Source organism: Mesorhizobium sp. BR1-1-15 (genome assembly GCF_020165475.1).
Classification (GTDB): Bacteria; Pseudomonadota; Alphaproteobacteria; order Rhizobiales; family Rhizobiaceae; genus Mesorhizobium.
Map to the genome: position 1 here is coordinate 731,167 of NZ_JAIUIF010000001.1, position 24,767 is coordinate 755,933.

Below are 24,767 nucleotides of genomic sequence, written 5' to 3' on the forward strand. Positions count from 1 at the left end.
GAGATGATTGCGAACTGGACTCTGCCTGAACGCTTCATCTACGGCGATCACGCGATCGCCTGGGGCACGCTCGGCGAAGGACAGCCTGCGATCCTCCTGCACGGCTCGCCATTTTCCTCGCTGGTGTGGCGGCGAATTGCACCGTGGCTCGCGCGGCACCGTCGGGTTTTCTATTATGATTTGCTGGGTTTCGGGCAGTCCGACAAGCCGGACGCCGACGTCCTGCATGGTCTTCAGAATGGAGTTTTCGCGGCGCTGGTAAAGCATTGGGGTATAGAGCGCCCGGACGTTGTCGCGCATGACTTTGGCGGGTCCGCCGCGTTGCGCGCCCATCTCATGGACGGCATCGACTACAGCAGCCTCATGCTGATCGATCCTGTCGCAATCAGCCCGCAGGGATCCGCGCTGGTGCAGGCGGCCAAGACGCACCAAGACGTTTTTGCCGGTCTACCGGCTTATATCCATGAAGCCGTCCTGCGCGCGTATATTGGTGCCGCAGCGAAGCACAAATTGCGCGAAGAGGAGATGCGGCTTTACCTCCAGCCTTGGCTTAGCGAGGAGGGCAAGAAGGCGTTCTGGCGCCAGGTGGCGCAGATGGACGACAAGTACAGCGAGGAGATCGAAGATCGTTACGGCGAAATCCGCTGCCCCGTGACCATTCTTTGGGGCGCCGAGGATGAATTCATCCCGCTGAAAGATGGTGAGGAACTCGCACGGCGCATTCCAAACGCTCCACTCGTTGTCGTACCGGATGCGAAGCATCTTGTTCAGGAGGACGCGCCAGAGGCTATTACCGCAGCCGTTCTCGACTTCTGGCACCGGGACGGCGCGCGTCACGATGCAGCGCGGACGCCGCCGTTTTCCGAGCCTCGAACAACGGCCCGGGCAGGCCCGCAGGCCGGAGCGAATAGATGAGCTGAAGCGTATCGGCGATGTCTGTGACTTGACGGTCGATGATCGATCGCACCGCCGTCGCCACGCAGGGCCTGCGAAGAGTGCGCTCGCTGTCAGCATTCGCATCCAGGAAGGGGCCGTCTGCACTGGCCCGCTTTGGTAATTTAGAATGTGTCGACCAAGGGACGAACGAAGCGCTCGAAATCCTTGTCGAGCGGCCAGAGCGGGCGCGGCGCGTGGATATAGGGACGCCGTTCTGCCCGCGGCGTTGCCAGCGCGCCCGCATCGCAGACGATGACCTTGCCCGCTATCGGCTCGAATGCCGCCCGGAAATGCTGCATCGACTTCAGGACCAACACGCGGCGAGCCGTCGGTTCTATTCCGAAGGCCCGCAATTGCTGAAGGTCGACCATCTGCTGCGCTTCTGAAACGACCAGGACTTCGATCCCGTCGACATCGATTACGGCGGTGGGTCCGAAACTATGGGTGAGCCCGCCTTGAATCGGTCCGTCACCGACATAGCTGCCCTCCGAAAGCCTGGTCAGCACACCCGTCACTGTTAGCGGGCCACCGCCGAAATTGGGGTCGCCCCTGCCGCCAATCGTCACCGTCACAGTCTCGCCTTGCCGGTGACGGTGCAATTCATTTGCCGCTTGAGGATCGATCATCGGCGCGAGTACCGCACCCTTTACTCCCGCATCAAGCAGGCCCTTCAACAGCGCGGTCGAGTCGCCGTAGGAACCGGCGCCGGGATTGTCGGCGTAATCGGCGATAACAAGCGGTTTGTCGCCGCGCCAGGCATGCGCCTCGGCAGCAGCCTCGTCGACCTCGATGAAAACATTGCGCTTCCTGGTCCGGCCCTGCCAGATCCTGTCCGCAAGTTCCTCTGTCACACGCATGGCGGCTGGCTTGGCGCCGGGATCACGGCTGTCATAGGTTGCGAGCACGGTGGGACCGACGCAGGACACGTCGGCGCCCGTGAAGGCTGCATTGACGGAAACCGCGAGCAAGCCCTCGGCCTCGGCCTCGCGGGCGCGGTCATAAAGGGCCAGCGTCTCGGGAATGTCGGTGCGGCCGGAATTCGCTTCGTCCAGCATCGGCACATGCGCCCTGACAGTCCGGGGCGCGATTTCACCTTTCATTGCGCGATCCAGGATACGGGCGGCATGCGCGCCGATTTCGCGCATGTCCACATGCGGATAGGTCTTGTAGGAAACAAGGATCTGCGCGTCCCGAACCATGTCTTCGGACACCATCGCATGAAGGTCGAGCGTTACCGCAACAGGAATGTCCGCTCCAAGTTCGGCCCGCAGAAGGCCCAGCAGATACCCTTCACCGTCATGGCAAAACTCCGGCACCATCGAGCCATGAAGTCCAAGAAGCACTCCATCGAGGCGGCCCTTGTTCGAACGCGCTGCCTCCAGGATAATACCGGCGATGTGGTCATAGGCGGCTTTCGTCACCCGCCCCCCGGGCACGGCATGTGCCGAAATCGCGTGGATCACGTTCCAGCCCGCCGGTTCCGCCACATCCATGAACCCAGCAAGTTCGGTGTTGGCGTTGCGGCGGGCGCGGATCGCTTCGTCGCCAAGGAGAAGCGTGTCCACCTGAAACTGCGGCAAGTCGGTGCGGAAGCGCGAGAACGTATTGCTCTCGTGCATGAATTCGCAGGTAAGGACGGTGAAGGTCATCGGCAATTCCTATTGCGCGAGGCGGACGCGATGACCGCGGCCGATCTCGACAAGCTCGCTTGGCTCGTGTTCTTCGTCGGGATCCGGACGGCGCGAAATGTCGGGCGAAAAGCGGGCGGCGTCTGGAACGAAGGCGGCATCCGGCAAGGTGCGTGCCCCGGTCAGGATCGCGTCGGGATCGGGAACCGAACCGATCAGGCGACGCGTGTAGGGATGCGTCGGGCGACTAAAAATCGAATGCCAGTCACCCTCTTCCACCACGCGGCCGAAATACATGACGGCAACCCTGTCGCTGACATGCTCGACCACGCTCAGATCATGGGAAATCATGATGTAGCTCAAGCCCAGCGTTTCCTGCAGGTCCATCAGCAGGTTGATGATCTGCGCCTGGATGGACACGTCCAACGCCGACACCGGCTCGTCCAGCACCAGGATCTTCGGATCGAGCATCAACGCCCGCGCGATGCCGATCCGCTGGCGCTGTCCACCGGAGAATTCATGCGGATAACGGTCGGCGTGATCGGGCGTCAGGCCGACGCGGGTCAGCATCTCGGCGACGCGGTGGCTGGCCTCGCTTCCCTTGGCGATTCCATGAAGGGAAAGCTGCGAGGACAGCATGCGGCCGATGGTCTGGCGCGGATTCAGCGACGCATACGGGTCCTGAAACACCATCTGAGCGATGCGCGCGCGCTCCTTGCGGGCGGGAGCGCCAGGGCCTGCCAACGGCTTGCCCTGGAACAGTATCTTTCCCGAAGTCGGCTCCTGCAGGCCCATCACGGTCAGCGCGGTGGTGGATTTTCCGCAGCCGGATTCACCGACGATGGACAGGCACTCTCCTTCGTTCAGGGTCAGGTTCACGCTCTGAACGGCACGAAGCGTCCGCTTTGGCCCCAACAGCGAGCGACGCGGCAGCGGGAAATGGACGTTGAGGTCGCGGATTTCCAGAAGAGGCTGGTTCATGCGGTCGCCTCCAGACCAAGGCCGCGCGGCGTGATCAGCGTCGGTGCGTCATGTCCACGCTCCTCGCTGGTCACGACCTGGTCCAGTTCGGTCAGGCGGGCGCGTCCCACCAGCGTTCGCGACCCCAGGCGCGGGCGCGCCGCGAGCAGGCCGCGGGTATAGGGATGCAGCGGATTTTCGAACAGAGCCTTGGTGTCCTGCTCCTCGACGAGCCGCCCCCGGTCCATGACCCCGACGCGCCGGCACATATTGGCGATCACGCCCAAATCGTGACTGACCAGCAGCACGGCCGTTCCTTCAGCCGTGCAAAGCTCGGCAAGCAATTCCAGGACGCCTGCCTGGACCGTCACATCAAGTGCGGTGGTCGGCTCGTCCGCAATCAGCAGGTCGGGACGGCAGGCCAGTGCAATGGCGACCATGACGCGCTGGCGCATCCCTCCCGACAGCTGATGGGGGTAGGACAGGGCGCGTTCCTCGGGCGCCGGCACACGAACGCTTTCCAGTGCCTCGACGGCTTTCCTGCGCGCATCCGACCACCCGAAGCCCCTGTGAACGACGAACATTTCCGCGATCTGACGGCCAATCGCCATCAGCGGATTGAGCGCCGTCATGGGCTCTTGAAACACCATCGCCATACGGTCGCCGCGCAGACGGCGCCTGGCGCGGCTGCCAAGCTTCAACACGTCCTGGCTCCGGAAGAAGATCGAGCCGCCGGTCACCTCCAGCGGGCGTTTAAGCAACCCCATCACCGAAAGGCCGGTGATGCTTTTGCCCGAACCGGATTCGCCGACAAGTCCGTAAGTTTCCCCAGGCAGGATATCGAAAGACACGCCGTGAAGGATTTCGTTCCGCTTGCCGACGCCGATGCGCAAGTCGCGGATGGACAGAACAGGGTCGGGAAGAATGCCGCTCATGCCTGCCTTATCCTCATATGCGGATCCAGCATGTCGCGCAGCCCGTCACCGAGCAGATTGAAGCCAAGGACCGTGGCGAAGATTGCGAGGCCGGGGAACAGCGAGGCCCAGGGGGCGGTGCGGATCAGTTCGCGCGCGTCGGTCAGCATGTTCCCCCAGCTCGGCTGCGGTGGCCGGATGCCGACGCCGAGGAAAGACAGTGCAGCTTCCGCCAGAACCGCGCCGCCGATACCAAGTGTCGCGATGACCAGCACCGGACCGACGATATTCGGCAGTATCTGCGTGCGCATGATGTTGGCGTCGCTGAAGCCGGCCGCCCTGGCGGCCTGCACGAAGCCCTGATTCTTGAGCGACAAGGTGGAGCTGCGGGCGATGCGGCAGGTCCAGGACCAGTTGGTCAGGCCCAATGCGATCAGGAGACTTGGCAAGCCGGGTCCCAACACCGCCATGATGGCGAGCGCGAAGACCAGGGATGGGATCGCCAGCATGACGTTGGTCAGCCCGTTCACCAGGTCGTCCCACCAGCCTCCGAAATAACCGGCCGAAACCCCAAGCGCCATACCGATGCACGAGTTGATCAACTGCGAAACGAGGCCGACGGTCAGCGACACCCTGGCGCCGTAGAGGATACGGGAAAAGACGTCGCGACCCTGCCCGTCCGTGCCCAAAAGATGGTCCCAGCTCGGCGGCATTTCAGAATTCATCAGGTCGGCGTCGAATATCGGGTTGTACGGGGCAATCCAGCCGGCGCTGACGGCTGCGGCGACCACGAGCAACGCCAGCGCCAGGCCAAGGGCGAAATTGAAACGCAACCGCATGGATCAGGCCACCTTGATGCGCGGGTCGATCATGGCATAGGCGATATCGACCAGCATGTTGATGACAAGGAACCACAACACGATCACGATGACCGTACCCTGAACCACGGGAATGTCGCGTGCCAACACGCTGTCGACCAGAAGCGACCCGATCCCTGGCCAGGAAAACAGTTTCTCGATCACGATCGCCTGCCCCATGAGCGAACCGATCTGAAGGCCAAGCGTGGTCAGGATCAACACCAGCACGTTGCGGGTGACGTGACTGCGCACCAGACGCGGTTCGGTCAACCCTTTGGCTCGCGCCGTTCGCACGAAATCCGCGTTCATCACGTCCAGAACGCCAGCGCGGGTGGTTCGCGCCAAGAGCGCCATCGGCGATACGCCGAGCGCGATGGCAGGCAATATGATGTAGCGGATGCCGCCGGGCTGGTAGCCGAAGCTCGGCAGCAGACCGAGCTGCAGCGCAAAGACGTACATTAGCAGCAAGCCTAGCCAGAATTCGGGAACCGACAGGCCGGAAACCGCCAGCATCATCGTGCCGGTGTCCAACACGCTGCCGGGCTTCAGCGCGGCCAGAAATCCCAGAGGAATACCGACTGCCGCGGCAAAGCCCATCGCCGCCAGCGCCAGTTTGATCGAAGGCCAGAGCCGCGGCTCGATCACGTTCCACACCGGTTCGCGGGTGCGGTAGGAAATTCCAAGGTCGAAATGCGCCAGCCCCCACAGATAGTCCCACAGGCGGACCGGCAGAGGCTTGTCCAGCCCGAACTGCTCGTTCAGATGCGCCATCACATCGGCATTCGTGGCGTTGCGCCCCTCCGACATCAGGCTCGATATGAAGCTGCCGGGGACGACGCTGAATATCACGAAAATGATCAGCACGACCGCCAGCAGGGTCGGGATCATCTGCAGCGTGCGACGAAAGATGAAGCGCGACATCCGCGAATCCTGCCTTTCAACAACTGGGCGCCATGCGGCGGGCGAGGAGTGGGCGCCATGCGGTGGGCGGGGCCGTACAAACCGGTCCCGCCCGCCAGCCATGCCATCGCGCTACTTGCGTGATGCGGGTGCGCTGTCGTCGATCCAGATGTCCTCGTAATCCTGGATAGCCAGTTCCGCGCCGTTCGGCTTCAGCCCGTGGACCCATGGCTGGTAGGCCATGACGGCCTTGTTGTAATTGAAGAACCAGATCGGAGCCTCGTCCTGCAGCAGGTTGTTGGCTTGCCTCAGAAGATCGTTCTGTTTGGCCGGATCGGTTTCGTTGCCTGCCTGCTCGATCAGCTTGTCGAAGTCGGCATTGTTGAACTTGACGTAGTTGCAGGCGGTTTGCGATGTCTTCGAATAGAAGCAGTTCAGATATTTCAGCGGATCCGGGCCCGACGAGTTCGACCAGATAAAGGCATCAAAATTGTCGGACAGGATCTTGTCGGACAGGACCGAGCTTTCCACCGGGTCGGTCGTCACGGTGACGCCCACCTTGGCCAGCATCGGGATGATCGCCTCGACGATCGGCAGGCCCCAGCTTTCGTTCGAGGTCGCGGTGACCGAGAACTTCAGACCGGTCTCGAACCCTGCCTCCTTCAGCAGTTCCTTGGCCTTTTCCGGATCATAGGCATAGGGCTTGGCGTCCTTGTCGAAGGCCGGCGATGAAATCGGCAGCCAAGAGACCGCAGGATAAGCCTTGTTCTTCAAGAGCTTCTCGACAATCAGGTCCTTGTTGATCGCATAATTGATCGCCTGCCGGACGCGCTTGTCCTTGAATGCCTCGACCTTCGGATTGAAGCCGATATTGCGGGTGTAGACTTCGGCCACCTCAAGGATGTGATCCTTCAGCGCCGGATCCTGGCTGTAGGCCTCGTACTGCACAGGGCCGAGAACGTTGGTATCGATCTCCGCGTTGCGGAAGGCAACGTCGCGAGCCGAAGCTTCGCCCATCAGCATGATGTCGAGCTTGTCGAGATGCGGCTTGCCCTTCTCATAGTAGCCGTCGAACTTCTCCAGTTCGACCTTCGAGCCCGCAACGTAATTGGCGAGCTTGAACGGGCCAAGGCCGTTCGGCTTGGAGGCGAGCTGATCCTCCGGATAGTCCTTGGAGTAGATCGGCGCATAGTTGGACATCAGGTTCCAGCCCGGATCGGCCAGGTTGATGAAGGTGATTTCGATGGTCCTGTCGTCGATCTTCTTCAACCCGGAAATATGATCGGCCTTGCCTGCCTGAAATTCGGCGACGCCGGCGATCTGCAACATCTGCTCGGCGCCCGGCAGGGCCTTCTTGGGATCGGCCAGACGGTTGTAGGACCAGATCACGTCATCGGCGTCGAGCTTGTCGCCATTGTGAAAGGTCGCTTCCCGGAGCTTGTAGGTATAGGTCTTGCCATCCGCCGACTTCTCTACCGTTTCGGCGAGGTCGAGCTCAGGCTTGCCGCTTTCCGGGTTCCATTTGTAGAGGGAGCGGTTGATCGCTTTGGCCACGATCTCGTCTTGCGTATGCGGTGTCGCCGTGATGTCCAGCGATGTGATGGAGTTGCCATAGGGCGCGGTGAACACCAATTTCCCCCCATCCTTCGGTGTGGCGTCCTGCGCCAGCGCGGCGGTCGCCGTTCCAAGCGCAAGCGCCGCGATCAAGCCAAGTCTGTTCAACATCCCTCAATTCCTCCCTGTGGTTCGTTGTTGATTTCCTGTCAGAGACGGGCCCAACCGGCATCCCGCCTCAACTTCCTTCATAGACGATGCGCCCATCCAGAATTGTCATCTCACAGCGCGTTTCACGCAGGATTGTCTCCGGTGTGGCCGTCAGGAGGTCGTTGGAGAACACGGCGATGTCCGCGAGCATTCCAGGCTCCAACCGGCCCTTCACCATTTCCGCGCCCTGGGAGTAGGCACCATGTTCGGTATAGGCGCGCAACGCCTGTTCGGACGTCAGTATTTCGGAAGCGTCCATTACCGTGCCCTTGTGCGTCTTGCGCGTCAGCATGGCGTAGAGGTCCGGGAAGGGATTGGGCGAACAGACCGGCGAGTCGCTGCCGGTGGACGGCTTCATGCCGAGGCGATCCCAGGTTCCGATCGGATAGGAGCGCAACCCGCGCTCCGGCCCGAGAACCGAGACGTAGGCGTCGCCGAAATCATAGATGAAGGCCTGCTGCGGCGCAGGCAGGATGCCTGCCTTCAACATCCGCTGATTGATGGCATCATCGACATAACCGCAATGCTCGATCCGGTGCCGGTGCTTGTGATCCGGCCTGGCGGCGCGCACACGTTCATAAGCGCGCACGAGCTGGTCGATGGCGGCATCGCCAATGCCATGGCAGACCATGGTGTAGCCCATTGCGGTGTAGCGGTCGACCAGTTCGAACAATTGAGCGTCTGGCAGCATCCGGACACCGAAATTGTCAGGCTGGCCAATATATGGCTGGCGCATCCAGGCCGTGCGTCCGCCGGCCGAGCCGTCCGTGAATATCTTCACGCCGCCTATGCGGAACATGTCGCTGCCGACCCCGGTAACGAGACCCGCGGCATGGCAAGGCTCGACGATGGACGAACCGGGGTCGCCCAGAAGTGTTGCCCAGACCCGTACCGGGAGCCGGCCGCTGCGCTCGGCCTCATGATAAGCCTCGATCTCGATCATACCGTCGATCTGGCCAGTGGCCGCGTCCATGCAGGACGTTATGCCGAACCGCAGGAGATCACGGCCCCCCGCTTCGATAGCATCGAGTATCTCGGCGAAAGAGGCTGTCGGCTGGACGTCGTAGACGAGGTTCTGGGCGTTCTCAGCCAGCATTCCGGTCAGTTGCCCGGCCTCGCGCCCAATGACGCCACCATCCGGATCGGGCGTGTCGATATCGATTCCCGCCAGCGCCAGCGCCAGCGAATTCACGACAGTGACATGGCCGCAGGCGCGCGTGACCGAAACGGGATGATCCGGCAGGGCGGCGTCCAGCTCCTTCACGGTCGGCATCAGTGCGTCCGGATATCGGGTCTGGTCAAAACCGCGCGCGGTCACCCATGCGCCTTTGGGCGTTTCGGCGGCCCGTGCCTGCAGCGCAGCCATCAGCGCGCCGCGGGTCGGCGCGGCATCGGGCGTCGCATCGACCTTGCCACGCAGGAGCCCCGTCGAGATCAGATGTAGGTGCGCATCGTTCAAACCGGGCATTGCGAAGCGCCCGGCCAGATCCACGACCCTCGTGCCCTTTCCGATCAGGGGCTTGATATCGGCGTTGGAGCCACTGGCCACGACCTGGTTGCCCAAGACCGCAATCGCCTCCGCGATCGGATTTCCGTAACCGGTCCAAATCTTGCCGCCATGCAAAACGAGATCGGCTTGGTTCTGCGAATTCATGCTGCCTTTTCTTCTCCCCGGCGTTCACGGACGTCGCCGACATAGATTTGACTTTGAGTGGCATTCCGTTTCGTGTGCGGTCAGATTCTTCTCCCGCGCTCGACGTCACGTTCCCCTGCCACCGGCTCCAGTTGCCAGCTTTTTTCGTTTTGCAGACGTTGGGGCGTCGGCGATCACAAGGCCAATTCGGTTTTCGCAATCAAGCATGCAAAATTTGCATAACATTGCAATTATAATGAAATATGCTCCCATTGCGGCTGGATCAATGCTCGAACGCAGTGGAGGAGAGGCCGCGTGGAAATCAAATGGCTCGAAGATTTCGTGACGCTTGCAGAAACCTCGAGCTTTTCGCGGGCAGCCGAAATCCGCAATGTCACCCAGTCGGCCTTCAGTCGGCGCATCAAGCAGCTTGAGACGTGGCTCGGAGCACCGCTCATCAGTCGTGCCACCATGCCGGCCGAACTGACATCGGCCGGACGCAATTTTCTTCCGATGGCGCAAGACGCCATCAGGATGTTCTATTCGGTGCGCGAGTCTCTGCGCCCGCCTGCGGAACAGGGGCTTGTACGCTTTGCGGCCCTTCACACATTGACCATCACGTTCTTTCCGGTTTGGCTGCGGGAGGTGCAGCGGAACACTCGCACCTTCGGCACATCCTTCATGGCTGACAGGGGTGGCATCGAGGCGAACCTGGCTGCACTGACCGATGGCGAAACCGACTTCTTCCTGACCTATGCGCACCGTGAAGTGCCGTTTCACCTGGATCGCGACAAGTTTTCTCATCTGGCTATCGGATCGGATCGGCTCATCCCGGTCGCGGCGCCGGAACTGCGCTTCGACAAGTCGACCGTGCCCGCGGCGGGCATTCTGGACAGTCCGGAAACGGCAAAGCGAGCTTTGCCCTATCTGGGCTATGGTTACAGCTCTTTCTTTGGTGTCGCCCTCGGAAAACTGTTCTCGAAGCACTCGCCGTTCCGGCGTCAGACAGTGCATGAAAGCACAATAAGCGCCGGACTCAAGGAACTTGCGCTGACCGGCGCGGGCATCTGCTGGCTGCCGGAAAGCCTCGTCGAGAACGACATCTCCAATGGAGCCCTTGTCATCTGTTCGAATGACAGCACATGGACGCTCGATCTCGAGATACGATTGTATCGCAGCTCGGAGAAGACGCGAAGCACCATGGTGGAGGCTCTTTGGCAATCATCCAAGGCGCTGGCGCAAACGTTGAAGCCCGCCGCGCCAGCCGCGGGCACGGCGACCTTCAGCTCTTCATGAAGCGGAAGGCGCGCAGCACCTCGAAATAGTCGTTCGATGCAAAGGCGACGGCACGTGGCCCGTGCCGGCGCACTCCGGGATACCAGGAAGCGCGATAGGCATCGACGGGATTGCTGAATTCGATGATGATCTCGACCCTTTCCGGCATTGACGGCAAAGCTTGCCGCGCCCTGTCGCGCAACGCCCTTTCAACGCCCTCGCATATTGCGCCGCGCGCCGCCGCAGGCGCCAGGGAGATGGTGGCCGCGCCGATGCCTTTGAGGGTTTCGACAGTGGCTATCCCCGGGACGAGGGCTCTGGCGTCGGCGCAAATGCCTTCGTCGCCGGAAAGAAATACCGAGCGCACGCCATAGCGCGCGGCGCACAACGCATTCAATGTAAATTCGGACGCTGTTTCGCCATTCAGGATCAGCCGCGATATTCGCAATGTCGATGTGTGTGCAAGCGGGTTGTCCTCGACACCGGCCTTGGAATGGTAGCCGGTATAGAGCGCGGCATCGAAGCTTTCATCGATCCCGAACATCATTGCGTCCGGATGCCCCGACCAGCCCCTCACGATGCGCGCAAAAGGCGGCATGCGTTCGAGAATGAGGTTGCGCCCGCTGTCATGCGCATCCTTGATCATGATTTCAGTTGCGCCAGCGGCTCGCGCTCCTTCGCAGGCGGCCAGGACCTCCCCGGTCATCAGTTCGCGGAATTCCCTGTGGTCGGCGTGCGTTCTTTCCGCCTCGTCCCAGGATTGAATGCCCGCGGTGCCTTCGATATCGGCCGAAATGAAAATCTTCATGCTCAGAGGGGCTCCTTCAGCCAGTCGGTCAACGCCGGAATCCTGCGTCCATTTCGTCCAACCACGCTTTGCGCGGCGCACAGGGCGTTCAGAACGGCCTCGACCGTGGTTTCCACAACCGCTTCGAAAACGAGGTCGATGTATCTGTCATCGACACGCGAAATCGAACTGAACGGTGAAGGCGAGACGTGCGGCAGAGGATCGGCGGTCGTGAACGCGATGGCGATATCGCCACTGCCGTGTCCCCAATACGAACCGAGGCGGGCAATGCCGGCGCCGGCCCGGCTAGCGGCACGGTTCAATTGCCGGTCGTCAAGAGGAATATCCGTACCGAGAATGATGATGATCGACCCGCTTTCAGGCTCGCCGAGCCCTTTGGGATCGGCTCTGCGGCCATCCGGGAGGACAAGATCCCCTGCCCTGCCGAAGTTGGACAACACCAGAGCGCCAAGCGTGAAGGCGCGAGACCCGATCTCGACCGACCTGGACGCGCTGCCGATACCCGCCTTGAAGCCAAACGACGTCATTCCGGCGCCGGCGCCGATGCTGCCCTGTTCGACCGGACCGGCGCTCGCGGCATCCAGCGCCGCTTCGGCGTCATGCCGGGTGACCGCCATTGCCTGAATATCATTGATACCGCCGTCGTTGCATTCGCAAACGACGGGATTGACCGTGCTGGTCTTGCGCCCGATCTCCGGGTTGGCGGCAATGGCACGCTTGATCAGCGCCTCCGCACATGGCGCGACCGAGAACGTGTTGGTCAGAAGGATTGGCGTTTCGATCGTGCACAGTTCGGCCAATTGCATGAGCCCGACGGACTTGCCGAAACCGTTGATGATATCGACCGCCGCCCTGACCTTGGATCTGAACAGGTCGCCGCCATGGGGCAAGACGGCGGTGACGCCTGTCGCAAGTCCGTCGGCGATGATCGTCTTATGGCCGACCAGGACACCCGGCACGTCCGTGATCGCATTGTTCGGGCCGGGCGACAGCCGCCCCATGCCAAGGCCTAAACGCCGTGCCGCGCCCATTTTCACATCCCACTCATCAAGCAAGAGCCGCTCGTCCGGCCGCATGCCCGTTCATCTCTGCAAAAGCTGTCTGGACGTAAATTTCCTGCAGGCGGCGTGTCAATGGACCAGGTTGGCCGTTTCCGATCCTGTGGCCGGCAATACGGATGACGGGGGTGACCAGGCTCGAGGCGGAGGTCAGGAACGCTTCCGCCGCCGAAAACGCCTCCTCTGGCGAGAACGCACGCTCTTCAAACAAAATGCCCTGGTCTTCACATAGACGCGCCACTGCTCGCCGCGTACAGCCGGGCAGGATGGCTTGAGAATTGGCGCGAGTAATGACACGGCCGTCGTGCATAACGATGAAAGCCGTCGCCGATGCGCCCTCGGTCACCTGTCCACCCTCGACAAACCAGACATCATCGAAGCCTTTCTCGCTTGCAGCATGCTTTGCCAGAACCTGCCCCAGCAGCATGACAGTCTTTATGTCGCGCCGTGCCCAGCGCGGATCAGGCGCCAGGTCGACGGCGACGCCTTCGGCCTGAGCCTTGGTTCCTACGAGTTTGCGGGCGCTTGTGAAGGCGACCATGGTCGGCTCAAGATCATCGGGAAACAGGAAATTGCGCTTGGCTTCGCCGCGCGAAATCTGGAGATAGACCGTTCCTTCATCCAATCCGTTGAGCGAGATCAGTTCCAATTGAATGGCTTCCATCTCAGGCAGCGTCACGGGCATGGGAATACATATCTCGGCAAGCGACCGCTGGAGACGATTGAGATGGAAATCATTGTCTATCAGCCTGCCGCCGATCACGGCGGTCACCTCGTAGACCGCGTCTGCAAAGAGGAATCCCCGATCGAAGAGACCGATGCGCGCCTCGTCTTCGGGCATGTAACGCCGATTGCAATAGACTTGCGCCACTTTGGCCATCCTCGATCCCAGCATCAACTGACTGCTCGATAAATGCCAAGGCAGGTCGGCAAAGACCAATTCAAAAAATGCAATTCGGTATGCCGATACCGTCAAAGCGCAACGGGCACTCTCTGCGACGGCCGCATGATTCACGCCACGAGACGGCGCAGGTCGCTGAATGGTTTCCTTTAATCCCGCGGAGCCGGACGGGGGCTTGGACGACGCATCGTTGACCTCCCGATATTGACAGGTCGCGGCCATCGATTTAAGTTCGCGTTAGTGGCCACTAACGCGAACTACTGGACAGCGCTCGGAGATCCGACAAGGCGCACGATCTTCGAACTGCTGGTCGAACAGCCCTGTTCGGTCAGCGGACTTGCTCGTGCCCTGCCTGTAACCCGGCCGGCCGTCTCTCAGCACTTGAAGATACTCAAGGCTGCCGGGCTTGTGGCCGACACGCGCTCGGGCAAAGAACGCATATACCGTATCGATCAGGATGGGCTGGCAGGCCTGCGCGCGGAAATCGACCAGTTCTGGAGCAAGACCCTGGCGGGCTACAAATTAGCCGTCGAGTATCCAAAAAAGGACCAAGCATGAGTAAGGACCCTGCACTCGCGCCCGTAAGGCATTTCGTCGTTGTCGAGGCATCCATTGCGCGTGCCTTCAAGGTTTTCACCGAGGATTTCGGGAGATTCAAACCTCGAGAGCACAATCTTCTTGCCGTTCCGATCGCAGAAACGATCTTCGAACCCCGGGTCGGAGGGCACGTTTACGACCGAGGTGTGGATGGCAGCGAGTGCCGCTGGGCTCGTGTGTTGGCCTACGATCCGCCCAGCCGGCTGGTTCTGAGCTGGGACATCAGCCCTCGGTGGCAGATCGAGACCGACCCGAACAAGACGAGCGAATGGGAGGTCCGGTTCACGGCCGAGACCGAGAACAGAACCCGAGTTGAGATCGAGCACCGGCATTTCGAGCGCCATGGGGAAGGCTGGGTAGGCGTGAGGGGTGCAGTTGATAGCGATCAGGGCTGGCCGCTCTACCTGCAACGGTTCCACGACTTGTTCAACCATCGGACAGCCTGACAACCGCGTTGCAGTTCATGGGGTATGACTCGCAAGCACCGTATCGCCCACTGGGATTCCAGGAGCAGAGACAATATGGAAGTCTATTGGTTAAGCATCCTCGGCGTGCTTATGCTTTGTTTGCTGTCGGTGGTGTTGGCAGTCTATTCCGGTTCGTCCAAGGGATTTGCAGGGGTGCTTTCAGGACCGGTAGTCCCGGCGGACGACCACAACCCGCTCTACAGGATCGACCGCGTCCACATGAACTCGGTTGAGGCGCTGGCGCCCTTTGTCGTGCCCGCGGTGCTGGCGATGATGGTTGGTGTTGGACCGACCACTTTGGCGACGCTTGTGGGGCTGCACCTGGCGATACGCCTGATTCATCTGGGAATCTACCTACGTGGCGGAAACGCCGCAAAGGGAGGCAGTGTCAGGACGGTTCTGTACGTTTCGGGAGCGCTGGTTACGCTTGCCCTTATTCTTGTGACTGGATGGGCAGCACTCCATTGACGCGTTATCGGCAGTTATCGGAGGCTACATCCGTTATAGTCCGCGTCCGGCATCCCCGTTCGGCAACAGCGCCGCCGTCTCGGCCCAGGCAACTTTCGGGACCATTGTGCGGTTTTTCAAAAAAGTGCCCTAGCCGCTCCAACCAAGGCATTTTTTCGTTGCAGCCGATCGGCATTCTCCCACCCCCATCGGTCCCGCTGTTATGTGTTATTTTTGCTACATGTCGCTGCTCATGACTGGGAAAACCCATTTAGAGTCGCCTAAATTAATATTCGCTCACGTATTTTCTGAATATATCGGGTAATTCGGCAATGGTGGGCCTGGGGTTGGCCCGCTTAAGCGCCTTGAGGAAGGCGTTGGGGAAACGGGTGGGCTAAATGAATAGAACTGGCATGTCGGCCATAGGCAAGCGCCTTGGTCTTTTGATGGCGGCTACGATGCTGACTTGCGGGGGGGCGAACGCCCTCACGCTCAAGGAGGCCGTGGCGGTAGCGGTCGAATCCAATCCGGAGATCGGCCAGGCGATAGAAAATCGCGAAGCGATCGAGTTCGAATTGCGTCAGGCAAAGGGCCTCTATTTGCCCAGCGTCGACCTGCAGGCGTCGGCTGGCGCTCGCCGTCTCGACAATTCGTCACGGCGCGCACTCTCGATAGAGGACGACGCGCTTTATCCGGCAGAAACCGACCTGACCGTTTCGCAGACGCTCTATGACAGCGGCGCAAGGCGCGCAGAATTGAACCGCCAGGCCTCCCGCGTCGATGGCGCGTCGTTTCGGGTGCTGGAACGGTCGGAATTCATCGGTCTCTCTGTTGTCCAGGACTACCTCGAATACATGCTCCAGGCTTCGATTGTTGCCGAGGCAAAGAAAAACCTGGGCTTCCATCAAGCAATCCTCCACGACATCCAGGAAGGCATTGCCGGCGGCGGGTTGAACGAAGCCGACCGGCAACAGGCCGAGGAGCGGCTGTTCGCGGCCAAGGCCCGCATGCAGGAAGCGTCGGAGGAACTGGAGGCCGCGCGGATACGGTTTTTCAAGACCGTCGGCAAGCCGCTGACCAATGCAGCGAGGCCGGCCGACGTGTCCGGCACGCTGCCAAGGTCGCTGGACGATGCGCTGGGCCTTGCGCGCGAGAGCAACCCGCGCGTCCACATGGCCAACAGCGATATTGCCGCGGCGGCCTCGCTGGTGGACGCGGCGCGCGCGAAATACGGCCCTTCGATCATTGCCGAAGGCTCTGCCCGGGCGGGCTACGACATTGACGGCGACAATGGAGACGCATCCGATCTGCAGGCACGTCTGGTGTTGCGCTGGAATCTCTATCGGGGCGGCATCGACAAGGCCAATGAGCAGGAGCAGATCCGCCGCACCAGCGAGCAGCGGCTCGCGATGCACCAGGTTCTCCGAGAGATCGAGGAAGCCGTTCGCACGTCATGGGATCGTCGCTTCCGGCAGGCCGATCTGGCCAAGACCCTGAAGCTACAAGCAGTCTCCAACGAAAAGCTGGTCGCGTCCTATCGCGAACAGTTTAAGGTCGGTCAGCGCTCGTTGCTCGACGTGCTCGATGCGCAGAACACGCGATTCAACACCGCGACACTGGCCGACACCGCGTCCTACGCATCCCTTTTCGCGCAATATCGGCTTCTGGCGGCGACCGGGCAGTTGCTGAAAACGATGGACGTCCACCCGCCAAAACAGGCTACGGCATACGCGCGGACCGAGTTCGCCGCGCCGGAAACGGCCGACACCGAAACCTATGCGCGCACGCCCTCGGAACAGAAAAACGACGTGCCGTTCGATATTCTGGCACCGGTCAGGAAAAAATAGGCGGGCCTAAGGATCGATCGAGAGTCCCCGCGGGCGGATCGTGAACCAGCAACCCAACATTCTGTCACCGAAAGAGGCTTTCAAGGCCTGCTTTTCGGCCGTCGCCGCATATCTCGGCCGCCCCAGCGCCGAAACCGTGCTCTTTGCCGGCGTGCCGCTGGCGGAAACGCGCATCGACATCGACGCGATCCGGCATCTTGCCGAGCGCGTCGGCCTTGAAATCACCGAATTCAGCCAGCGCGACTTTGTTCGGGGGCGCATCGACCTCCCCGCGATCGTCTTTCGCGTCAGCCAGCTGCCTGTCGCGCTGCTGGCCGATGGTGAAGCCGGGGAATATTTTACAGCTCCCCAGGAGGACGGGCGCACCAGGATCAGCCGGTCGGAGCTGGCCAACAGCTATATCAGCGGCGGTGCGTCCTTCTCGATCACCTACGCCAACGCGACGGAGGCCATGAGCGTCGGCTCGGCGCCGAAAATCGAGCGGCGACATTGGCTGACGGGAACGATGGGGCCGTTCTGGCGCACCTATTCGAAGGTTGTCCTGTCGGCGGTGTTCATCAATCTGCTCGCCATCGCCTCGCCGATCTTCACCATGAACGTGTACGACAGGATCCTGCCGAACAAAGCGATATCGACGCTCTGGGTGCTGGCCATCGGCATCGGCGCGGTCATCCTGTTCGACCTGCTGCTAAAGACCTCCCGGGCATCGCTCATCGACTATGCCGGGCGCAAGGCGGATCTGCGCATTTCATACATGCTGTTCGAGAAGGTGCTGAACTCGTCTCTGGCGGCACGGCCGGGCTCGACGGGCGAATACGCAAATCGCGTGACCCAATATGAATTCGTGCGCGAATTCTTCACGTCCAACACCATCAGCGTGTTCATCGACACGGCTTTCGTGTTTGTTTTTCTCCTCGTCATCTATGCGATAGGCGGCTGGCTGGTCATGATACCCGCGCTGGCCTTCGTCGCGTCGGTGATCGTCGGACTGGTCACGCAGCGGCGCATCGGCAGGCGTGTGGCGGCCTCCATGAACGAGGCCTCGCAGCGCCAGGCGCTGCTGGTCGAATCCATTTCCACGCTGGAGACGATCAAGTCGCTGCGCGCCGAAGCCTACCTGTTGCGAAAATGGGGAGAGCATTCCAAAAACGCCTCCAACACCTCCGAGAAGATCAAGCAGCTTTCGGCCGCCGCCGGCAACATAACGCAGGCCATCCAGCAGCTGGTCACCGTCGCGCTGGTGGTGGCCGGCGCCTACGCCTTCTCCGAAGGACATGTCTCCACCGGAGCCATCATCGGCACCGTCATGCTGGCCAGCCGGGCTGTGGCCCCGCTCGGGCAGATCGCCATCACCTTGTCCAGATTGCGCCAGGCCATGCTCTCTTTGCGGATGGTGAATTCGATCATGGCTCAGCCGGAGGATCGTCCGGACACTGTGGGCTTCGTCAACCGGCCCGTCCGCAACGGCGCCATGGTGTTCCGGAACGTCGGCTTTACCTATCCCGGCTCCGAGAACGAAGTCCTGACCGGCCTGAATTTCTCCGTGAAGCCGGGGGAGCGGATCGGCATCATCGGCCGCATAGGATCGGGAAAGACGACGATGGGGCGGCTGATCGGCAGGCTTTTCTTGCCGAGTTCCGGCGAACTGCTGCTGGACGGCATCGACATCCGTCAATACCACCCCTCCGAGGTTCGCGCCGCCGTCGGCATCGTCGCGCAGGCGAACGATCTGTTTTCAGGCACCATCAAGGAAAATCTTTTGATGGCCTGTCCGGAGGCGACCGATGAGCAGATCGTCGAAGCGGCCAAGGCCGCCGGCGTCGACGATTTCGTCTCCCGCCACCCGCGTGGCTATGACATGAATGTCGGCGAGCGCGGCACCAATCTCTCGGGCGGCCAGAGACAGACGATGGCGATCGCCCGGCTGTTGCTGACGAAACCGAAAGTCGTCTTCCTGGACGAGCCGTCCGGCTCGATGGATCTGGCTTCCGAGCGTCAACTGATCAAGCAGCTCAAAGTGGCTTTCGATCGAAACACCACGCTGATCGTCTCGACACACCGCTTCAGCATGCTCGAACTTGCCGACCGGCTTATCGTCATCGAGCAAGGCAGGATCGTTGCCGATGGACCAAAGGACCAAGTGATACAGGCGCTGCAGAAAAAAAGCACCTGAAGAACGAAAACTATCAAAGTATTCAATGCGTTGGGGCCGTGGGAAATGCTTGCAAGGGAAGACCGGCCGCCGCTCTTTGCGTCGGCGTCCATATTTATCATAGGTGCACTCTTCGTGTCTTCCGTTGCTTGGGCGTCCTTTGCCGAGGTGGATGAAATCGCACGCGGCGACGGCAAGGTCATACCTGCTTCCAAAACGCAGATCATCCAGGCCAGCGAGCCGGGCGTCGTCCAGGAAATTGCCGTCAAGATCGGGCAGGTCGTGAAGAAGAACGACCTCATCATCCGCCTCGACAATACGTTCAACACCTCCAGCCTTGGCGAGCAACAGGCCAAGGCACGGGCATTACAGACCCGCATTGCACGGCTGAAGTTCGAGCAGAGCGGCGATCTGCAAGGCGAATTTCCATGTCCGGCCGAAATCCAGAAGGTCGCCCCGGAAATCTGCGAGAACGAGCAGAAGCTGCTCGTCGCCCGCCGCGACAACTTCGAAGTCAAGCTGTCGGTTCTCAAGTCGCGCCTCGATCAGCGCGAGAAGGAATTGGACGAGGCGACGGCCAATTCCGATCGCCTCACGAAGAATCTGGTCGTCAGCGACCAGGAGGCAAAGCTGGTCGAAGCCATGGTCAAGAAAGGCCTGATGGCGCGAACCGAGCAACTCCGGGTTGAACGCGAGCAGACAGAGCTCAACGGGCAGCTGACGCTTGCTGGAGAAACCACCAAGAAAGCCAAATCGGCCATCACCGAGGCCCAGCTTCAGGTCGATGAGCTCGGTCTGCAGCTGCAACAGGAAGCGCTGAGCGACCTGACGCAGGCGCTGGCCGATCTCTCGGTGGTCGATGAAACCATACGCGGCGCGACCGACAAGGTGGCCCGCACCGACATCCGTTCTCCAGTCGACGGTATCGTCAACACGCTTGACATCAATACGGTTGGCGCCTTCGTGCAGCCCGGCGCGGTCGTGGCCGGCATCGTTCCGACTTCGGAGACCTTGCTGGTCGAAGCGCGGGTTTCGCCCCGCGACGTTGCCTTCATCCGGCCGGATCAGGAGGCGCTGATCAAGGTCACCGCCTATGATTTCTCGATCTTCGGCGGCATCGAAGGCAAGGTCTCGAACATCACCGCCGACAGTCTCGTCGACCAGAAGACAGGCGAGCCCTATTATCAGGTGCGCGTCGCGACCGACAGGTCGACGCTGACGCGGGATGGCAAGACCTATTCCATCATCCCGGGCATGATCTGCTCCGTCGACATCAAGACCGGCCGCAAGACGATCCTGACCTACCTGCTGAAACCCATCAACAAGGCACGAGAGGAGGCGATGAGTGAACGATAGCGCCACGCCTCCCGCTGTTCTCGAGCGGTTGCTCGTGCCGATGGCCGCGGAAGACCTCGGCATGGAGTTCCGGGTTGTCGCGCGCCGCGGCATCCGCCGCGGCATCCGCCTGGAGCGGACGTTCTGGACGTCGCTCAGGCAGATGGCGGAAAACCGGAAATGCACGATCGGCATGCTTGTCGATGAGATCGCCGAGAGCCAGCCTCCGGCCGGCAATCTGACATCGGCGATCAGGGTTGCTTGCATTCGTGATCTGGCGGAAGAAAACCTGACGTTGAAGAGGCTTGCGTCGATCAGGACGATCACCGCGATACTGGTCGCCTGCCCCTCGCCCGCCTTCGCCCTTTCATCGTCGAAAAAGATCCTGACCTTCAACGCTCCGTTCCAACAATTGGTAAAGCGCCAATTGCCGACGGCGCCGAGCGATGACGGGCGTCAGGATCTCAGGCTGGCGCTCGATCTCAACGTGGCGGACATCTTCGCGCGGCTGGATGCCAATGGCGAGATTCCGGTCGCCAGCGGGTTCGTCATCGGCGCCGGCGAACGCCGATATCGTGGCCAATTGAATGCCGTGCGAGCACCGCTGGTCGGGCAGGACCTGCTGATGGCATTCGTCAGCGGCTAGCAGCAGTTCCAGGAAAAGTGCGAAACGCTTCCCGGGAAAAGCGTGTAGCGCTTTCCCTTGGGAATTGCGCAAAACAAAGAGATAGAGCGGTTCGGCGTTTTCCATAAAAGCCGGCGAACCGCGGTTGCTCACCGACGGGCAAGCGCTCCAGAAGCCGTGTCGGGCTGCAATCCCTCGCCGGGCGCGACGCCTGCAAAACCGCCCTTGATCTCCGCGACCTGCGCGCTGCCCGATCTCGAACCATGGATCCAGGCTCGGTCCGTGCTGAAGGAATAAAGCGGCACATAATCGGGGAGATCGCTGTCGCGCAGCACGGTGTTGTTGAGGCTGTCGAGAATGAACACGCCACTTGCCGTGCTTACCGACAGGACCGCATGGAAGAATCCCCGCCTGCGATCCTGGAGAACAACCAACGCCATGCTTTGCGCGGGGATGCCGGCCCTCAGCAGCGCCGTCATCTTCAGTATGACGAAATCCTCGCAGTCGCCGGCGCGCTTATCGAGCACCTCGGTGGGCTTTGCCCAGTAATCGAGCTTGCCATAGATGACGCTGTCCTTCCTGTAGGCGATCAGGTGATTGATGCCGCTGTTGACGAATGACAGTTTCTCGCTGAACCCTTTGCCCTGTGCCGACGAGATCAGCCTGGCAAAAGCCGCGCTCTTCTGCTCGCAGGCACTGCCCGCCGAGCAGCCGACAATTGCCTGGTAGACCGGTGCCCACCGCGCGGCGACGGGAAAGTTATGCATGGACAACGCGACCGAGCCGAACACGCCGGGGATAATCGTTGCCGTCTTGATGGGATCAATTCCGACATTCGCAGGCGCCGGCGCAACGCCCGCTTGGGCATCGTCGATCGTGTAACTCATGGAAACCAGGTCGGGCTGGTATCCTACCGCCGGTCGCCAAGGCTGGAATCTTTCCAGGGAAACGCCGCCCAGGCTGGGCGGCATCCGCACGTCTTCAACAAGCCCGCCGACCGAAGCGGTGCCCTCTAAATGGACGCTCGCGAGCGATGGCTGCGGCAGGCCTGCGAGGCTGATCGTCAGCAAGAGTAGCTTGAGGCCGGCTGTTCCCGGCGCGGTTTTTTCTTTTTTCATAACGCCCACCTTTTGACTGTGGACGGTACCGATCTTGTCTCAAATTATTGGCAATGAAGGTAGATAATGGCGACTAAACTTGTTTCCGCTATTTTTCGTAAAATTTTATTTGAATTTATACTTCTATTTACCATACAACAGGGGGCGAGGCCTCATCCGCACCGGCACATATCGACTTATATAACAGAATATATGCTCCCAGTTTACCACGCGTAAAAAATGCCATTGTAGGCATATAATGGTATATAAAGTAGATTGACGGACGGTTGCAAAGTAATGGTTGCCGCTGTCTCTTTCGGGGAAATGCCGGAGGGGTACAAGCAATGACCATCAATAACGAATTGGACGCCGTTTCGGGTTCGTGGGACGAGCATTCCATGGCCAGTGAACGTCACGACCAGACCTCGCCGGCAGAGTTCCAGGTCGCACAGGCGGCTTCGACGCAACAGGCCGCGCCGGCAGCGGCCGAACCAGTGCCGGTCGATGTGGGCAGTGGCGCGCCGGCGGAAGCACCCGCGGAGGCGAAGGCCCAGGCGGCAGCCGCGCCGCACGAATACGTCGCCGACGCCGGCAACGTCGTGAAGCTTCCGGCGAACGTCTCTATCGACAACATCAAGGTCGACGGCCACAATCTCGTGCTCGAACAGGCCGACGGCTCGGTTATCGTGATCAAGGACGGCGCGCTCAACGTGCCGACCTTCGTCCTTGGCGATGTCGAGGTACCGCGCGTCGCCTTGATCGCCGCGCTCGAGGCGAGCCATGTGGATGTCGCCTTCGGCGCCGATGGTTCGATGTCGGCTGGCCCTGGAGGTTCGACCTCGAGCGCCGGTGGAAATTTTGAAATTCCTCCTGGCGGCATCGGCGATGGATTTGATCTTTCGACGCTCTTGCCGCCGACCGATCTGCAGTTCGGGCAGGCCGAGAGGCGGGAACTGTTCCTTCCCAATGCGAACCCGGAATTTGGCGATCTCACCGTCCGCGTGTCGGAAGAAGGGCTTTCCGGCGCAAACCCGGACGGCGATCCCGGCTCACCCTTCGACGAATCGAATCTTTCGGTGATCAACGGCAGCTTCGGCGCTACGGATCCCAATGGCGATCCGCTGACCTACGGCCTCGGAGTGCCTGCCACGACACTTACCTCGCACGGCACCGACGTCGTGTGGGAACTGGTCGATTCGACGCATCTCGTCGGCAGGGTCGGATCGGACGTCGTGATCAGCGTCACCATCACGGATGCGAGCACGGGAACCTTCCAGATCGCCCTGCTCGGTCCCCTCGACCACCCGCTGGCCGGCTTCGAGGATGACCTCTCCATCGTCGTCCCGGTTACCGTGCAGGATCCGTTCGGCGGCTCGGCAACGGCCAACATGACCGTGATCGTCGAGGACGACAGCCCTGCCCTGACGGTGGGCAACACGGCAGCCAGTTCCGCGGTGCTCGATGAAACCAATGCCGGTTCGCCGGCTGGCTTTCCGATCGATGTGACGAGCGCCAACCCGATTATTTCCGTTGCATCCAATTTCGGTGCCGACGGGGCCGCCGCCGGCGGCGGCATCGCCTATGCGCTGGGCCTGACCGGCAATGTCGCATCGCTCGATTCGGGCCTGAAGACGGCCATTGGCGATTTTGCGATCACGCTGCAGCAGACCAATGCGACGACGGTCACCGGCACTTATCAGAACGGCGGCACCCACACCGCCTTTACCATCGTCATCAACGGCAATGGCACGCTTACGGTCACCCAATACGCTCCGCTGGAGCACACTGTCGATGGATCGAGCGCTGCTGCCCATGACGACGTGCTGACCCTCTCGGGCAAGATCACAGCCTCGGTGACCGTCACCGACTTCGATGGCGACAGCGCATTCGGCGGTGCCCAGATCGGCGGCGCGATCCAGTTCCACGACGATGGACCTTTGGTGACAGTCGTCGCCGACGCCGGCGCCGTGGTCTCACTCGACGAAACGCAGGCCTTGAGCATGGCGGCTGCGATCAACACAGGAACCATCGTCAAGGGCGATGATCCCGATATCGGCGGTACCGGGGCGATCACCTCCGGCACCAGCAACGGCGCCCTGGTCAATGTGACGGCGCTGTTCGGCGGCGACGGCCCGGCGGCAAGCACCGCCACCGTCTATCAGCTGAGCGTCACGAACGCCGTTTCCGGCCTGACCGTCACCGACGGCTCAACGATCACCTTGCAGACGCTTGCGAACGGAGTGGTTGTCGGAGTCGTGCAGGGCGGCGCGTTCAAGGGCGAGGCCGCGTTCGCGCTGTCGATCGATCCGGCCACCGGCAAGGTGACCGTCGAGCAATATCTGTCGCTCCACCATTCCGACACCGGTAATCCCGACGACACGGTTGCACTCACCGCCGGCTCGCTGGCCGTGAAGGTCACGATCACGGATAGCGATGGCGACTCCGCCAGCGCCAGCGCCGACGTCTCGGGCCAGATCAGTTTCGACGATGACGGGCCGAAGGTGACGGCTGTCGCCGCCACCGGCGTTACGGTAGCGCTTGACGAGACGGCGACCACGAGCACCCC

21 protein-coding genes are annotated in these 24,767 nt (G+C 61.2%); 10 read left to right on the plus strand and 11 right to left on the minus strand.

The annotated features are described in order from the left end of the window. Positions 1-3: 3 nt before the first annotated feature. Complete coding sequence (locus LB541_RS03535) at positions 4-915, plus strand: alpha/beta fold hydrolase (RefSeq protein ID WP_140561700.1); 912 nt, start codon at positions 4-6, stop codon at positions 913-915. Positions 916-1,058: 143 nt separating this feature from the next. Here the strand turns inward: LB541_RS03535 and LB541_RS03540 are convergent, their stop codons facing one another. From LB541_RS03540 to LB541_RS03570, 7 genes are all read right to left on the minus strand, one after another. Next, positions 1,059-2,585, minus strand: coding sequence for a M81 family metallopeptidase (locus LB541_RS03540; protein ID WP_140825658.1), 1,527 nt, complete (start codon positions 2,583-2,585; stop codon positions 1,059-1,061). 9 nt (positions 2,586-2,594) lie between these two features. Continuing rightward, positions 2,595-3,545, minus strand: a complete 951-nt coding sequence (locus LB541_RS03545; RefSeq protein ID WP_224617844.1) for an ABC transporter ATP-binding protein — start codon at positions 3,543-3,545, stop codon at positions 2,595-2,597. Further along, positions 3,542-4,450 carry an ABC transporter ATP-binding protein gene (locus tag LB541_RS03550; RefSeq protein ID WP_411969765.1) on the minus strand — a complete coding sequence of 303 codons (909 nt, stop codon included), beginning with the start codon at positions 4,448-4,450 and terminating at the stop codon, positions 3,542-3,544. Before LB541_RS03550 ends, LB541_RS03545 begins: the two co-directional genes overlap by 4 nt. Positions 4,451-4,455: 5 nt before the next feature. Continuing rightward, complete coding sequence (locus LB541_RS03555; RefSeq protein ID WP_140497347.1) at positions 4,456-5,277, minus strand: ABC transporter permease; 822 nt, start codon at positions 5,275-5,277, stop codon at positions 4,456-4,458. 3 nt (positions 5,278-5,280) lie between these two features. Next, the gene (locus tag LB541_RS03560) at positions 5,281-6,216 is read right to left on the minus strand and encodes an ABC transporter permease (RefSeq protein WP_224617848.1); all 936 of its coding nucleotides are present in this window, start codon (positions 6,214-6,216) and stop codon (positions 5,281-5,283) included. Between the two features lie 111 nt (positions 6,217-6,327). After that, entirely contained in the window at positions 6,328-7,920 is a 1,593-nt protein-coding gene (locus LB541_RS03565) for an ABC transporter substrate-binding protein (protein ID WP_224617850.1), read from the minus strand. Positions 7,921-7,987: 67 nt separating this feature from the next. After that, complete coding sequence (locus LB541_RS03570) at positions 7,988-9,613, minus strand: amidohydrolase (protein ID WP_140896942.1); 1,626 nt, start codon at positions 9,611-9,613, stop codon at positions 7,988-7,990. A 294-nt stretch (positions 9,614-9,907) separates the two neighbouring features. Between LB541_RS03570 and LB541_RS03575 the strand changes: the two genes are divergently transcribed. After that, complete coding sequence (locus tag LB541_RS03575; protein WP_140497338.1) at positions 9,908-10,888, plus strand: LysR family transcriptional regulator; 981 nt, start codon at positions 9,908-9,910, stop codon at positions 10,886-10,888. Here the strand turns inward: LB541_RS03575 and LB541_RS03580 are convergent. Genes LB541_RS03580 through LB541_RS03590 form a run of 3 tightly spaced genes read right to left on the minus strand, consistent with a single transcriptional unit; the run spans position 10,875 to position 13,613 of the window. Continuing rightward, positions 10,875-11,675 carry a M55 family metallopeptidase gene (locus LB541_RS03580; RefSeq protein ID WP_140525154.1) on the minus strand — a complete coding sequence of 267 codons (801 nt, stop codon included), beginning with the start codon at positions 11,673-11,675 and terminating at the stop codon, positions 10,875-10,877. The genes LB541_RS03575 and LB541_RS03580 overlap by 14 nt on opposite strands. A gap of 2 nt (positions 11,676-11,677) precedes the next feature. After that, complete coding sequence (locus LB541_RS03585; RefSeq protein ID WP_140561709.1) at positions 11,678-12,706, minus strand: P1 family peptidase; 1,029 nt, start codon at positions 12,704-12,706, stop codon at positions 11,678-11,680. Positions 12,707-12,722: 16 nt separating this feature from the next. Continuing rightward, on the minus strand, positions 12,723-13,613 hold the full coding sequence (locus tag LB541_RS03590) for a D-amino-acid transaminase (protein WP_140561715.1): 891 nt from the start codon (positions 13,611-13,613) through the stop codon (positions 12,723-12,725). A gap of 261 nt (positions 13,614-13,874) precedes the next feature. On the opposite strand from LB541_RS03590, the gene LB541_RS03595 reads away from it, so the two are divergent. The 7 genes from LB541_RS03595 to LB541_RS03625 all read left to right on the plus strand — a co-directional run bounded on the left by LB541_RS03595 (position 13,875) and on the right by LB541_RS03625 (position 21,125). Further along, the gene (locus LB541_RS03595) at positions 13,875-14,192 is read left to right on the plus strand and encodes an ArsR/SmtB family transcription factor (RefSeq protein WP_210239498.1); all 318 of its coding nucleotides are present in this window, start codon (positions 13,875-13,877) and stop codon (positions 14,190-14,192) included. After that, positions 14,189-14,677 carry an SRPBCC family protein gene (locus LB541_RS03600; RefSeq protein ID WP_140497330.1) on the plus strand — a complete coding sequence of 163 codons (489 nt, stop codon included), beginning with the start codon at positions 14,189-14,191 and terminating at the stop codon, positions 14,675-14,677. The genes LB541_RS03595 and LB541_RS03600 overlap by 4 nt, the downstream gene beginning before the upstream one ends. Before the next feature lie 75 nt (positions 14,678-14,752). Then, the gene (locus LB541_RS03605; protein WP_140525157.1) at positions 14,753-15,166 is read left to right on the plus strand and encodes an MAPEG family protein; all 414 of its coding nucleotides are present in this window, start codon (positions 14,753-14,755) and stop codon (positions 15,164-15,166) included. A gap of 377 nt (positions 15,167-15,543) precedes the next feature. Beyond that, a complete protein-coding gene (locus LB541_RS03610) occupies positions 15,544-16,992 on the plus strand; it encodes a TolC family protein (protein WP_140515176.1) in 1,449 nt (482 codons plus the stop codon). A gap of 40 nt (positions 16,993-17,032) precedes the next feature. After that, a complete protein-coding gene (locus LB541_RS03615) occupies positions 17,033-19,165 on the plus strand; it encodes a type I secretion system permease/ATPase (RefSeq protein ID WP_140623830.1) in 2,133 nt (710 codons plus the stop codon). 45 nt (positions 19,166-19,210) lie between these two features. Continuing rightward, on the plus strand, positions 19,211-20,500 hold the full coding sequence (locus LB541_RS03620; protein WP_140650319.1) for an HlyD family type I secretion periplasmic adaptor subunit: 1,290 nt from the start codon (positions 19,211-19,213) through the stop codon (positions 20,498-20,500). Further along, entirely contained in the window at positions 20,490-21,125 is a 636-nt protein-coding gene (locus LB541_RS03625; protein WP_140525160.1) for a ribbon-helix-helix domain-containing protein, read from the plus strand. Before LB541_RS03620 ends, LB541_RS03625 begins: the two co-directional genes overlap by 11 nt. Positions 21,126-21,253: 128 nt before the next feature. Here the strand turns inward: LB541_RS03625 and LB541_RS03630 are convergent, their stop codons facing one another. Then, complete coding sequence (locus LB541_RS03630; RefSeq protein WP_140515173.1) at positions 21,254-22,222, minus strand: transglutaminase-like cysteine peptidase; 969 nt, start codon at positions 22,220-22,222, stop codon at positions 21,254-21,256. Between the two features lie 323 nt (positions 22,223-22,545). On the opposite strand from LB541_RS03630, the gene LB541_RS03635 reads away from it, so the two are divergent. Beyond that, the coding region (locus tag LB541_RS03635) for a DUF5801 repeats-in-toxin domain-containing protein (RefSeq protein WP_224617852.1) at positions 22,546-24,767 on the plus strand (2,222 nt) is incomplete at its 3' end.